The following is a 13,196-nucleotide window of genomic DNA, read 5'->3' on the forward strand; positions in this document are numbered from 1 at the left end:
ATTAGGGCTCGTCGTTCCCGCGCAGGCGGGAATGACGGTAGTGGGACACCTTAACTGAACGGCGTTGCAGCGCAGACAGGAGCTTTTGGATGACTGACTCGAACCTATCTTTCTTCGGCAGGGTCTCGCTTGCCGTGGGCACCTTCTTCGCCATCCTTGGCAACCGTGAGCTCGCGGCCGGTATCAAGCGCCTGCGTGACGGTGAAGGATTCGCCCCGGTGCCGGCGCCCGCGCCTGCGTCAGCACCCGCCCCGGTGGCGGAAGCCGCCGCGCCAGTGCTGAAGGAGGCCAGCCCGGTGGCGGCCCTTCAGTTGCTGGGATTGCTCCAGCGCGACGCGCGCTTTGTCGACTTCGTCGAGGAAGACATCGCGCGCTATGCCGACGCCGAGATCGGCGCCGCCGCCCGCCTGGTGCACGATGGCTGCCGCGCGGTGCTGCGCGAGCATTTCACCATCCGGCCGGTGCGCGAGGAAGCCGAGGGCAGCCGCGTGACGCTGGCCGACGGCTTTGACGCCAGCGCCATCCGCCTGACCGGCAACGTGGTCGGCAGCGCGCCGTTCCATGGCAGCATCAGCCACCGCGGCTGGAAGGTCGCGGAAGTGCGCCTGCCGCGCGTGGCCGAGCGCCATGACGCCACGGTGATCGCCCCGGCCGAGGTGGAGCTATGAGCGACGCACGCTATGCCATCGGCATCGACCTGGGCACGACCCATAGCGCCGTTTCCTATGTCGACCTGGCCGCCAGCGATGGCGAGAAGACCAGCCAGCGCGTCCTGCCCGTCACGCAGCTGACCGCGCCCGGCGCCGTCGAAGACCTCGACCTGCTGCCCTCCTTCCTGTACCTGCCCCACGCCAGCGAACTGGCCCCGGGCGACCTGCGGCTGCCGTGGAACGCCGAGCGCGATTTCGCCGTGGGCGAACTGGCGCGCAGCCGCGGCGCGGCCACGCCGATCCGCCTGGTGTCGAGCGCCAAGAGCTGGCTGTGCCATCCCGGCGTCGACCGCCGCTCGCCGATCCTGCCCAACGACGCGCCGCCCGAGGTGACGCGCGTGTCGCCGCTGGAAGCTTCGGTGCGCTACCTGACGCACCTGCGCGAAGCCTGGGATCAGGCCCACCCCGACGCGCCGTTCGGCGAGCAGGACGTCACCGTGACAATTCCGGCATCGTTCGACCCGGCAGCGCGCGAACTGACGGCCGAGGCCGCCGCCGCGGCCGGCTATGCCCGCATGACCCTGCTCGAGGAACCCCAGGCTGCGCTGTACAGCTGGATCCAGAAGAGCGGCGGCCAGTGGCGCAAGCAGGTACAGGTCGGCGACGTCATCCTGGTGGTGGACGTCGGCGGCGGCACCACCGACCTGTCGCTGATCGCCGTGATCGAGCGCGAGGGCAACCTTGAACTGCATCGGATCGCGGTCGGCGACCATATCCTGCTCGGCGGCGACAACATGGACCTGGCGCTGGCCCACGTGGTGGCGCGCAAGCTGGCCGCCCAGGGCACCCAGGCCGACCCGTGGCAACTGCGCGCGCTGACCTATGCCTGCCGCGCGGCCAAGGAAACCCTGCTGACCGACCCGGCCACCGACACCGTGCCGCTGGTCGTGCCGAGCCGCGGCTCCAAGCTGATTGGCGGCTCGATCCGCACGGACCTGACCCGCGCCGAGCTGACCCAGACCATCCTGGAAGGTTTCTTCCCGCAAGTCGAGGCCTCGGCCCGCCCGGTGAGCCGGGCCCGCGCCGGCCTGACCCAGCTGGGCCTGCCCTATGCGCAGGATGCCGCCGTCACGCGGCACCTGGCCGCGTTCCTGGGCCGCCAGGTGGCGGCACTGGCCGAAGTCGAAGGCCTGCAAGGCGTACAGCCGGAAGGCGCGACCTTCCTGCACCCGACCGCCGTCCTGTTCAATGGCGGCGTATTCAAGTCGGGCCTGCTGGCGGAGCGCATCGTGCAGACGCTCAACGGCTGGCTGGCCGCGGAAGGCGCGGCCCCGGCCCGCCTGCTTGACGGCGCCGAGCTGGACCTGGCCGTGGCACGCGGCGCCGCCTATTACGGCTACGTGCGGCGCGGCAAGGGGGTGCGGATTCGTGGCGGCACCGCGCGCTCGTACTATATCGCCGTGGAATCTTCGATGCCGGCCGTGCCTGGCTTCGAACCGCCGATCCAGGCCCTGTGCGTGGCGCCGTTCGGCATGGAAGAAGGCACCGAGGCCGAACTGCCGCCGCAGGAATTCGGCCTGGTGGTGGGCGAACCCGTGCACTTCCGTTTCTTTGGTTCGTCGGTGCGCCGCCAGGACCAGGTCGGCACCCTGCTGGACTATTGGGGGCCGGAGGAACTGCAGGAACTGGAAGAAATCCAGGCAACCCTGCCCGCCGAAGGCCGCACCGAGGGCGAAGTGGTACCGGTCAGGCTGCATGCGCGGGTGACCGAGGCCGGCACGCTGGAACTCGAGGCCGTGCCGCGCGGTGGCGCCGAGCGCTGGAAGGTAGAGTTCGACGTGCGCGGCAACGCCGATGCCTGAAGCCGCGAATCCGGCGACGAAGCAATATGTCGTCGGCATTGATTTAGGCACCAGCAATACGGTCGTCGCCTATGCGAAGGCCGGATCCGACGATATCCGCGTCTTCGATATCGACCAGCTGGTCAGCCCGGGCGAGGTCGCTGCGCGCCCCCTGCTGCCCTCGGTGCGCTACCACGCGGCGCCGGGCGAGCTCAGCGGCGATGACCTGCAGCTGCCCTGGCAATCCGCCGCCAGCGCGGCCGCGCGCCGGACCGTGTTCGGCCGCCTGGCCGCGACGCTCGGCGCGCAGGTACCGGGGCGCCTGGTGGCCAGCGCAAAGAGCTGGCTGTCGCATGCGTCAGTCGACCGCACCGCGCCCATCCTGCCGTGGGGCGGGGACGACGATCTCGACAAGATTTCGCCGGTGGTCGCCAGCGCCAGCTACCTGGGCTATGTGTGCGCGGCATGGAACCACCGCTTTCCCGATGCCAGGCTCGAGGACCAGGACGTGGTCCTCACCGTGCCCGCCTCGTTCGACGAAGGCGCGCGTGCGCTGACGCTGGAGGCCGCACGCCTGGCCGGGCTGCCCGCCCTGCGCCTGCTCGAGGAGCCGCAGGCCGCGCTCTACGACTGGCTGTTCCACCATCGCCAGACCCTGGACACTGACCTGGCGCAAACCCGCCTGGTGCTGATCTGCGACGTGGGCGGCGGCACCACCGACCTCACCCTGATCCGGGTGGAGATGCAGGACGGCCAGCCGCAGCTGACCCGCATCGGCGTGGGCAACCACCTGATGCTCGGTGGCGACAACATGGACCTGGGCCTGGCGCACCTGGCCGAAGCGCGCCTGGGGGCCGGCGACACGGCGCAGGCCCGGCTGTCGGCGGCCAGCCTGTCGCAACTGGTCGCACGCTGCCGCGCCGCCAAGGAGCAATTACTCAGCTCGGACGCACCGGACTCGGTCACGGTGACGCTGCTGGGCGCGGGCTCGAAACTGATCGGCGGCGCACGGTCGGTGGAAGTGACGCGGCAGGAAGTCGATCAGCTTGTCGTCGACGGCTTCTTCCCCAAGGTACCGGCCAGCGAACGGCCCGGCCGCGCGCGCGGTGCCATTGTCGAGTTCGGCCTGCCGTATGCGTCCGACCCGGCCGTCACCCGGCACGTTGCCGCCTTCCTGGGTCAGCACGCCGCGCAGTCGCGCGCGGCACTGGATGCGCCACCCGCGCAGGACGACGCGCTGCCGGTGCCAGACACCCTGCTGCTCAACGGCGGCGTGTTCCGCGCGCAAGCCCTGGCCGGCCGCATCGCCGATACGCTGGGCAGCTGGCGCGGCGCGCCGCTGCATGTCCTGCACAACGCCGATCCCGACATCGCCGTGGCACGCGGCGCGGTCGCGTATGCGCGGGCACGTGCCGGCCAGGCGCCGCGCATCGGCGGCGGCTCGCCGCGCAGCTATTTCCTGGTGCTCGAGGATGGCGCGTCGGGACCGCAGGGCATCTGCCTGCTGCCACGGGGCACCGAAGAAGGCCATGAGATCCACCTCAGCGACCGCACCTTTGCCTTGCGGCTCGGGCATCCGGTGCAGTTCCACCTGGTTTCCTCGGTCGCCGACACGGCCTACCAGCCGGGCCAGCTGACCGATCTGTCGACGGGCGACTTCGTCCGCCTGCCGCCCATCGCCACCGTGGTGCAGCCGCGCGGCGCCAGTGGCCCGCGCGAAACGCCGGTGCAGATCACCACCTCGCTGACCGAGGTCGGCACGCTGGAAGTCCACTGCATCGACATTGAAGATGCCGCGCAGCGATGGCGCCTTGAGTTCCAGCTGCGCGGCAACGACGCCCCGGCAGCGGCGCCCGCGGCGGACACGGCGCACCCGTCCCTGCCCCAGGCCCTGGAGGCGATCGACCGCACCTTCGGCGCGCGCTCGCAGGACGTCGGCCCCAAGGAGGTCAAGCGCCTGCGCGCGCAGCTGGAGCAGCTGCTGGGCGCGCGCGAGCAGTGGGACAGCGCCCTGCTGCGCGAGCTGTTCGGCGCCTTCTGGGAGCGCGCCCGGCGCCGGCGGCGCACTGCCGACCATGAACGCCTGTGGCTGAACCTGGCCGGCTACTGCGTGCGCCCGGGGTTCGGCTATCCGCTCGACGAATGGCGCGTGGAGCAGCTCTGGTCACAGTACGACCAGGGCATCCAGTACGTCAACGAAAGCCAGAACTGGTCGGAGTGGTGGACGCTGTGGCGGCGCGCGGCGGGCGGCCTGGACGAGAGCGCCCAGCTGCGCCTGCTGGAAGACATGGCCTTCTACCTGCAGCCACCCGGCAGCGCCCGCTACAAGAAGCCCGCCGGGCCCACCCGGGGCGGCTATGCCGACATGGTGCGCCTGGCCGGCTCGCTGGAGCGCATTCCCGCCGACGCCAAGATCGAGCTGGCCGAATGGCTGCTGACGCGGCTGCGCAAACCGTCGGAGAACAACCAGGGCTGGTGGGCCGTGGGCCGCATCGGCGCGCGCCGGCCGTTCTACGGCAGCGCGCACAGCGTCGTGCCGGCCGGGACCGCCGCGCGCTGGGTGGACGCCATCCTTGCGCTCGACTGGAAAAAGGTCGAGCCGGCCGCCTTCGCCGCCGTGCAGATCGCGCGCATGACCGGCGACCGCACCCGGGACCTGCCTGACGACGCCCGGGCCAGCGTCGTGCGCCGCCTGGAAGCGGCCAACGCGCCGCAAAGCTGGATTGCGATGGTGCGCGAAGTCGTGGAACTGAATGCCGCCGACGAAGGGCGGGTATTTGGGGAGGCGCTGCCCGCCGGCCTCAAGCTGATCGCTGGGTAGCGGTCACGTCGTCCGGCTTGGCATCCGCGGCACGAAGCGGTTGCTGTCGATCTCGCCGCCCCGCGCAACCAGGATGGTTGCCTCGGGGATTTCCTCCCACACCCCCTGCACGTCGATCAGCGGCTCCGACAGGACCAGGAAGGCATCGTCGCCGGCTGCGGCGATGCGCGGGTCGTCCGGGTAGAGCGCGCGCAGCTGCCGGAACGAGGTGCTGTGGAACAGCGAACGCGAGTTGGCCTCGCTCGAATAGCGCACCGCCACGATCTGCTGGCCATCAGTCACGCAGACCGTCATGTTGAGCGGAAACTGCACGTCGTAGCGGTGCCCGACGTCCTCGATCAGCCCGGCCATCTGCTCCAGCGCACCGAGCGGGTCGCGCTCCAGGCCGAAGGTCAGGGCCAGGAAGAACATCACTTCGGAATCGGTCGAGCCCTCGATCCAGCGGAACAGATGCGGCGCCACCGCCATCATCAGGTCGCGCCGCAGCAACGGGTATTCGCGGATCAGGCCGTTATGGACGAACAGCCAGCGGCCGAAGCGGAACGGATGGCAGTTGGTCTCCTGCGTCGGCGTGCCGGTAGCCGCGCGCACGTGGGCCACGAACAGCGGCGCCCGCACCGCCCTGGCCGTCTCGCGCAGGTTGGTGTCGCTCCAGGCCGGGTGCAGGCAGCGGTAGCGGAACGGGACTTCCGAATGACGCCCGTACCAGCCGACGCCGAACCCGTCCCCATTGGTCGTGGTATGACCCAGCCGCGAATTCAGGCTCTGGTCGATCAGCGAGTGTTCCGGCTGGAACAGCACCGTCTCCAGCGCAACGGATCTGCCCGAGTAAGCCAGCCAGCGGCACATGATGCTCCTCCTTTGATCCTTGCAAGCGCGGCCCGGTGCCTTCCGGCCCACACTCCAGTTGTAGGACGGCAAGGGGCGAACGGCAAAGTGCATGGCAGGGGATGATGCGCCGCGCGAAAAGAGCGTGCGGCAAAAAGGGCGATTCGGCCCGGCAACTGCGATCAGCGCGGGCAACCATGGAAACGTGTCGCCACGCCAAACGATGGAAATGCCTTATCAGGAACATTCAGGCACGAATGTCCAACGCCGGCCCGCTAAATCAGTGGGTCGTGCCATCCCCGGTCGGCGCCGATGCTACGTGGAAAGCACCAGGTATAGCGCCCCCAACACGACAAGCCCTGCGCCAAGCATCAGGTAATAGCGGGCACCGTGCAGCGGCAGCTCCGGGTGACCACGCTGGTGGAAGATAAGTCTCATGGGAGATAAAGGCCTCTGAACCAGTACTTCATGGTAGGCCGCTACGTGAAATGTCACAGTTTTGTCTTGACGACTTGCCGTTCACGTCATTGAATGAATGTTCGCGTCAGAAACGGAAGATTGCCCACGAATCCAGCCTCAGCCCACCCCGGGAGACAGCCATGCTAACGCCTCATGAAGTGGCCACACTCATGTTGATCGACGAAGCAGCGCCCAACATCAAGGACCTGGACCGTGCGGCTGTCCATGCGCTCATCGAGCAAGAGCTGGTTGAGCTTGGAGACTTTGATCCTGGATATTGGCGTCCCAGCATTACGACCCGAGGCAGCAGCGTTCTCAGCGCCATTGCCAGAGGGCGTTGACGCAGCGGCGCGCCCCGGGCGCATTCACCCAGCAGCATGTTCACCCCTTGCTCGAAGGCCACGAGATTTGTCGGGATCCACCATGAGGCCAGACAAGGAGCGCTGCGACGCGTACCGGCAATTTGAAAGAATCCATGCGGCCTTCCGCGCCGGTGACATCGACGCGCTGCGAGCCGCAGTGGACGACCCGGCCTGCATTCCCAACGGGATCATGCCGCCAGGGATCGGTGCCTGCCTCGAATACGCGATCTACCACAGCCCGCTGCCCTTTATCCGTACCCTGCTCGAAGCCGGCGCGGATCCCCGCCCGGCAGATCACGCAGGCTTTCCGCCGCTGATCGCCGCGCTGTCATGCACGCTCGCACCACCCGGCGGCAGCGCGCGCCCGGACGTGGTCGAACTGCTCCGGCTGCTGCTGGACTTCGGCGCCGATCCCGCGCAGCGCGGCATCAACGACTACACCGCGCTGCACATGGCGGTGAGCGTGCGCAATCTGCCCGCGGTGGCGCTGCTGCTTGCAGCGGGGGCGGACGCGGCTTGCCGCACGCGCATCGACGACTGCGAGACCCCGCGCGAGATGGCCGAAGCCATGGGACTGTCCGATATTGGGCGGCAGCTTGCCGCGCATCGCGACCAGCGCCAGCACACTATCAGGGATTGAGCGGAGGCAGCGCCGGCACGGCCTGCCGGCGCGGGTGCGCCGGTGCCGTTCTGGCGTGCCGTTGCAGGGACTGGGCCAGCGCTTTGCCATCCCAGGGGGTCTGGGCGGACATCGCGCCGTAAAGGTGGCGTTGCAGGGCGGTCACGGCATCGGCGAGCCCGGCATCGCCAACCCCTTCTGCCCACGCCGCAGGCGTGGTGCCGTGGGCGAGGCGGGTCCAGGCGCCCAGCGCCTGGCTGGCGGCGGCGGCATCGCCGGCCTGGCAGGCCCGCAGCGTTGCCGCCAGGCGCGCGTCGGCCCCCTCGGCCCGGGCGCGCCGGCGCTCGGCCAGTCGTTGCCGCAGCCGCGCCAGGTGCGGCCGCAGCCGCCACCACAGCAGCCCGGCTGCCAGCACGGCCAGCAGCGCCCCTGCCCCACACAGCAACGACCGCCAGGGCAGGCCACCCGCACCCGGCAGCGCGCCTGCCAACGGCCCGCCCGGCGCCAGCGCGCCCGCGGTGCGCGCGGCTGCCACCACCACCTTGACTGCGGGCGCTTCGGACTTCGCCGGCTTGCGCGTGGCCGGGTCGACCCAGTCCACCGTCATCGCCGGCAGCGTGTAGGTGCCGGTCCGTTCGAAGACATAAGTGATGGCATCCACGCGCGTGCCACCTGGCCCGGGCGCGCCCCGGGCGTGATCGGACAGCCGCGGATCGGCGCTGAACACGCGCACGCCGCGCGGCGCCGCGGCGTGCGGGGGACGGATCATCATCGCCTGGGTCTGCGGCGCAAAGGTGGTAACGGTGCGTACCAGCGCATCGCCCGCGTGCAGCCGTACCGCGCCGTCGTCGTCGGCATGGTCCAGCGCCTGCGTCACGGTGAGCCGTGCCACCGGCAGCAATGGCCGCCCCGCGGTGCTCCCCGCGGTGACCGCGCCACCGGCGCCGGCCCGGATCGGCGTGGCGGGCAAGGTGACCCTGCCTTCGCGCGGCGCGCCGTCATCGCCTGCGTAGGTGAAGCGGATGGTCGCCGGCGGCAACTGGAAATCGCCATCCTGCTCGGCGGTGAAGGCGTAGGACTTGCGAATGCCTGCGTAGGCGACGCCGCCGATGGTTTCGGTTGAATTCAGCGCACGCTCGTCGGGCATGGTGACGATGGCGCCCGGTACCTGCAGCACCGGGAAGGCCGGCGCCGACAGGAAGAAATTGGGCGCCAGGACGGTGACGTCGATGCTGACCTGCTGGCCGACCAGCACCGGCTGCTTCGCGCCCACCTCCACGCGCACGACGGGCCCGGCCGCGGCACGCGCCAGCATGGGCTGCACCAATGCCGCCAGCAGCAGGATCAGCGGCGCCAGGTGACGCCGCCACGCGCGATACCGGACGGCGTTGCCGCTCATCGCTGCCCCTGCCCGCGCTGCAGCGCGAACTTGCGCTGCAGCAGGTCGGTCGGCGTGGTCCGGATCGCGCGCATCCACATCTCGGCGTCCTGCGTCAGGCCGATATGCATGGACTGGCCGCCCTGATCCGGCGGCTTCGCGGCGTCGTACCTGATGTCGTCCGGCGGCACGTCGGGGGGCTCTTCCTCGTCGTCGGGGTTCTGCCTGTCCTTTGGCTTCTGCTGCGCCAGCAGCTTTTCCATCAGCGCCAGGTTGGTTGTGGCCGCCGGCCATCGCGGCTGGCGCCTGAGCGCCTGGCGGTAGCGCGCGGCGGCCTGCCGGTACTGGCCCTGGCGTGCCAGCGCATTGCCCTGGTTGTAGTCGGCCTGCGGCGAATCGACCAGCGCAAAGCTTTGCACGGCCTGTGCGTACTGGCCGGCGCGATACTGGGCGATGCCACGCCACATCGCATCGTCGAACAGCGTTGCAGCGCGCGCGAAATCGCCGTGCTCGAAGGCGCGGCGGCCCTGCTGGTCATGCGTCAGCCACAGGTCGGCAAGACGCCACGGGCGCGCGGCATCGCCCTGCTGCGCGCGCAAGCCCGGCTGCGGCGCGGCGAGCGCAAGCGCCAGCAGCAGGCCGGCGGTCCAGCGCACGGTCCAGCCCTTGCGGAACCACAGCATGGCCAGCAGCGTGACCGGCAGCACCAGCCACCAGCCTTCATCCTTCCAGCGTGTGCGCTCGCCGGCCTGCATCTGTTCGAGGTGCGACTGCACATGGCGCTGCACCCAGGCCACGTCGTCGTCGCTGCCGGGCGTGAAGGTGGCGACCGGCACGCCGCTGTCGTCGCCGAAGCGCCTGAACGCCGCCAAGTCCAGCCGCGCGAACACACGCGCCCCGTCCTGCTCGACAAAGCCGCCCCCGGCACCCTCGACGTTACGAAGCGGCCCGCCCTGCTCCGTGCCGATGGCCAGCACCACCGGCCGGCTGCGGCCGCTATCCGCCTGCGCGCGGAAAACCCTGGCCGCGGCAGGGTCGACGCCGTCGGCCAGGAACAGGATGGTGCCGGGCACCGGCTCATGCGCCAGGTCGGCGTCGATGGTGCGCAGCGCCTGCGCCATGTCGCGGCCGGGCACCGGCATGATGCGGGTCTGCAGCGCATCGGCAAAGGTCTGCAGCAGGCTGGCGTCGTCCGTCAGCGGCAGCACCAGGTGGGTGGAGCCGGCATAGGCATAGATCGCCGTGCGCCCGCCGTCGCGGCGCGCCAGCAGTGCCTTGATCTTGAGCTTGGCGCGCTCCAGCCGGGTCGGCGTGACGTCCACCGCGTCCATGGTGCGCGACAGGTCCACGGCGATCGCCAGCGGCGCCTTGTCGTCGAGGAACGGCGGGCGCTCCTGCCGCCAGCTCGGCCCCGCCAGCGCGATGGCGCCCAGCGCCAGCAGCAGCGCGGTCAGGTGCACCGGGCGCAATGCCACGCGGCGGCGTTCGCCGATCATCAGCGCGCCGAGCAGGTGCGGCGCAATGGCCTGGCGCCAGCGCCGCCGCGCATCGCCGCGGCGCTGCACCGCCCACACCAGCAGCGCGGCAGGCACCAGCGCCAGCAGCCACCACGGGCGCAGGAAATGGAAGTGAGCAAGCGTATCAGGCAGCATCAACATCAACGCCGCTCCGCACCCGCATGCGCCATGGCGTCGGCAGTCGCATGGCGCGGGCGCGAGAACCACCACGCCGAGTAGCCAAACATCAGCAACTGGTACCCCAGCACCAGCGCCAGCGCTGCGCCCAGCGGCCACATGAACAACTCGCGCCGCGGCCGCCATGACAATGTCTGCTGGTGATGCGGCGTGATCTGGTCCAGCGTCGCGTAGATGGTCTCCAGCCCGGCCTGGTCGGCGCCGAAGAAGTAGCGCCCACCGGTCTGCGCGGCCAGCCGCTGCAGCACGCCGAGGTCGACCTTCTCCTCGCCCGACGCATTGGGATCGCCGATGCCGATGGCATGCACCACCACCTTGCGTTCCTTTGCAATGCCGCCGGCGCGCTCCGGCGGCATCCGGCTGGCGGTGTCGTTGCCGTCGGTCAGCACGATCAGTACTTTCTCGGACGCTTCGCTGTGCCCGAACATCTTGATGCCGAGCCCGATGGCATCGCCCAGCGCCGTGCTCGGCCCGGCCATTCCCGGCAGCAGCCCGGTGATCAGCGTCTGCACCAGCTGGTGGTCCAGCGTGAACGGCGCCAGCGGATACGGCGCATCGCCAAACACGATCAGGCCGATGCGGTCGCCGGGACGCCTGGCCACGAAATCGCGGACGACCTGCCGAACCGCCTGCACGCGCGGGACCAGCGCGCCGGACGGATCGCGGAAGTCGCGCGTGTCCATCGACTGCGACAGGTCCAGCGCGATCAGCAGGTCGCGCGCCGGCTGCACCTTCCGGACCGGCGCTTCCAGGAACTGCGGCCGCGCCAGCGCCGTCACCACCAGCACCCAGGCCAGCGGCGCCAGCACCCATTGCAGCCGGCTGCGGCGCGGCACCACGGCGCCGGTGGCGGGGATCAGGCCGGCGGCGCTGGCCACCTCGCCAAAGAACGGCAGGCGCACCGACGGGCTTTCCTCATGGTACGGCGGCAGCCACCACCACAGCAGCAACGGCAGCGGCAACAGCGCGAAGAGCCAGGGATATTCAAACTGGTACATGGTGCTCCGCAATCCAGCGCCGGCACGCGCCGGCAACGGCCCGCACCTGGCTGTCGGGCCATTGCGCCAGCACCGCGTCGCCGCGGTACTCCGCGTCGTGCACCAGTGCCGCCAGCAGCGGCGCGGCGTCTTGTGCGCGCCCTGCGTGCGCCCGCAGGAACCCGGCCCAGCCGTTGCAGGCCAGACTGGCAACCTGTGCGCGCGGCCAGGCGGCCAGGGCCGTGCGCTTGAGCAGCGCCGCCATCTGCCGCAGCGCGGCGACGCGCTGCGCGGGGCCGGCGCCCAGCGGCAGTGCGGCCAGTTCCGCCAGCGCCTCGCGCCGGTAGCGGTTGGCGCGGTAGCGCCGCCAGGCGCGCCAGCCGGCCCACGCCAGGGCCAACAGCAGCAAGGCGCCGGCGATCGGCCAGCCGATGGTCTGCGGCGCCCACGATGGCGGCGGCGGCACGGCGACGTCGGCAAGGCTTGCCAGCGTCGCCACGCCCGTGCTGTCCGCGGCCCCGGGGGCGGTGCTGTGCGTGAGGCTCACCGCGCCCCTCCCGCACGTTGCCGCACCGGCACCTGCTGCAGCGGCCGGCCCAGCAGGCGCCGCAATTGCGGCGCGGTCTCCTCTGCCGCCGACAGCGGCAGCAGCGGCACGCCGACGGCATGGTGCCAGTCCAACGCCCTGGCGTGTGCGTCGACAAAACCAGCGATGCTGCGCCGCGTGGCCGCGTGGCCAAAGCCCAGTTCCACCTGCAGCTCGCCGTCGCTGACCACCAGTTGGCCGGACTCCGGCAACTCGCTCAGGAAGGGATCGTGGACCAGGATGGTCAGCACGTCGTTGCGGGCGGCCATTGCCAGCATCAGGTCGCGGGTGCGGTCGTCGTGGCCGTCGAAATCGCTGATGACGATGACCAGGCAGTCGCGGTGCGCCATGCGCGCGGCACGCTCCAGCGCCGCGTTCAGTTCTCCCGCGGCGCGCCGTGCCGGCGCATCGGCGCGCAGGGCCTGGTTGAAGCGGGCGATGCCGCCCAGCTGCTGCTGCACGGCTTCACGGCTGCGGCGCGGCGTAAACGCCTCGATCTTCGCATCGCCGAACACCACACCGCCGACGCGGTCGCCTTCGGCCAGCACGCGCCAGGCGGCCAGCGCCGCCGCCTCGGCCGCGCTGACTGATTTCATTGCGCGCCGGCTGCCAAAGAACATATTGATGCGCTGGTCCACCACCAGCAGCACCGGACGATCCTTTTCCTCGGTGTAGACGCGCACGTGCGGCTTGCCGGTGCGCGCGGTGATGCGCCAGTCCATGCTGCGGATATCGTCGCCGGGCAGGTACAGGCGCAGCTCTTCAAAGGTCAGCCCGCGCCCGCGCACCTTGGACGCATGCCGCCCGGCCAGCACGCTGTGCACCGGCTGGCGCGGCAGGAAGTGGAAGTCGCGCGCAGCGGCTTCCAGGGCCGCCAGCGCCGCTGCGTCCACGCTGACGCCGGCGATTGCCCCGGAAGACGGCCCCTGCGCCGCCGACGGCGCGGCGCGGGCCATGGCACGGAACGGCAGACGCATCGGC

Annotated in this window: 12 protein-coding genes; 5 read left to right on the forward strand and 7 right to left on the reverse strand. The window is 70.6% G+C overall.

The features are described from left to right. Positions 1-89: 89 nt before the first annotated feature. From ACZ5MJ_RS10320 to ACZ5MJ_RS10330, 3 genes are read left to right on the forward strand one after another with little or no spacing between them, the layout of a single operon-like run. Entirely contained in the window at positions 90-668 is a 579-nt protein-coding gene (locus ACZ5MJ_RS10320; RefSeq protein WP_464219139.1) for a DUF2760 domain-containing protein, read from the forward strand. Continuing rightward, positions 665-2,512, forward strand: coding sequence for an Hsp70 family protein (locus ACZ5MJ_RS10325; protein ID WP_464219140.1), 1,848 nt, complete (start codon positions 665-667; stop codon positions 2,510-2,512). Before ACZ5MJ_RS10320 ends, ACZ5MJ_RS10325 begins: the two co-directional genes overlap by 4 nt. Continuing rightward, entirely contained in the window at positions 2,505-5,312 is a 2,808-nt protein-coding gene (locus tag ACZ5MJ_RS10330) for an Hsp70 family protein (RefSeq protein WP_464219142.1), read from the forward strand. The genes ACZ5MJ_RS10325 and ACZ5MJ_RS10330 overlap by 8 nt, the downstream gene beginning before the upstream one ends. Positions 5,313-5,315: 3 nt before the next feature. Here ACZ5MJ_RS10330 and ACZ5MJ_RS10335 read toward each other — a convergent pair whose 3' ends face one another. Together ACZ5MJ_RS10335 and ACZ5MJ_RS10340 are read right to left on the reverse strand one after the other, a co-directional pair. Continuing rightward, on the reverse strand, positions 5,316-6,161 hold the full coding sequence (locus ACZ5MJ_RS10335; protein WP_464219144.1) for a class II glutamine amidotransferase: 846 nt from the start codon (positions 6,159-6,161) through the stop codon (positions 5,316-5,318). Between the two features lie 294 nt (positions 6,162-6,455). Further along, on the reverse strand, positions 6,456-6,578 hold the full coding sequence (locus tag ACZ5MJ_RS10340; RefSeq protein WP_464219145.1) for a hypothetical protein: 123 nt from the start codon (positions 6,576-6,578) through the stop codon (positions 6,456-6,458). A 161-nt stretch (positions 6,579-6,739) separates the two neighbouring features. Here ACZ5MJ_RS10340 and ACZ5MJ_RS10345 point away from each other — a divergent pair, with 161 nt between their 5' ends. Beyond that, positions 6,740-6,940 (forward strand): hypothetical protein, encoded by a 201-nt coding sequence (locus tag ACZ5MJ_RS10345; RefSeq protein WP_464219147.1) that lies wholly within the window; start codon positions 6,740-6,742, stop codon positions 6,938-6,940. A gap of 82 nt (positions 6,941-7,022) precedes the next feature. Further along, positions 7,023-7,601 (forward strand): ankyrin repeat domain-containing protein, encoded by a 579-nt coding sequence (locus ACZ5MJ_RS10350; protein ID WP_464219149.1) that lies wholly within the window; start codon positions 7,023-7,025, stop codon positions 7,599-7,601. On the opposite strand, the gene ACZ5MJ_RS10355 is transcribed toward ACZ5MJ_RS10350, so the two are convergent. From ACZ5MJ_RS10355 to ACZ5MJ_RS10375, 5 genes are read right to left on the reverse strand one after another with little or no spacing between them, the layout of a single operon-like run. Then, positions 7,591-8,979, reverse strand: coding sequence for a BatD family protein (locus ACZ5MJ_RS10355; protein ID WP_464219150.1), 1,389 nt, complete (start codon positions 8,977-8,979; stop codon positions 7,591-7,593). The genes ACZ5MJ_RS10350 and ACZ5MJ_RS10355 overlap by 11 nt on opposite strands. Beyond that, positions 8,976-10,616: a VWA domain-containing protein gene (locus tag ACZ5MJ_RS10360; protein ID WP_464219151.1), complete on the reverse strand. Its 1,641-nt coding sequence runs from the start codon at positions 10,614-10,616 to the stop codon at positions 8,976-8,978. Before ACZ5MJ_RS10360 ends, ACZ5MJ_RS10355 begins: the two co-directional genes overlap by 4 nt. Next, positions 10,616-11,650: a vWA domain-containing protein gene (locus ACZ5MJ_RS10365; RefSeq protein ID WP_464219152.1), complete on the reverse strand. Its 1,035-nt coding sequence runs from the start codon at positions 11,648-11,650 to the stop codon at positions 10,616-10,618. Before ACZ5MJ_RS10365 ends, ACZ5MJ_RS10360 begins: the two co-directional genes overlap by 1 nt. Continuing rightward, a complete protein-coding gene (locus tag ACZ5MJ_RS10370) occupies positions 11,637-12,176 on the reverse strand; it encodes a DUF4381 domain-containing protein (protein WP_464219153.1) in 540 nt (179 codons plus the stop codon). Before ACZ5MJ_RS10370 ends, ACZ5MJ_RS10365 begins: the two co-directional genes overlap by 14 nt. Then, the gene (locus ACZ5MJ_RS10375) at positions 12,173-13,192 is read right to left on the reverse strand and encodes a DUF58 domain-containing protein (RefSeq protein ID WP_464223696.1); all 1,020 of its coding nucleotides are present in this window, start codon (positions 13,190-13,192) and stop codon (positions 12,173-12,175) included. Before ACZ5MJ_RS10375 ends, ACZ5MJ_RS10370 begins: the two co-directional genes overlap by 4 nt. Positions 13,193-13,196 lie beyond the last annotated feature (4 nt).

It is taken from the genome of Cupriavidus sp. LA-1 (assembly GCF_055385985.1).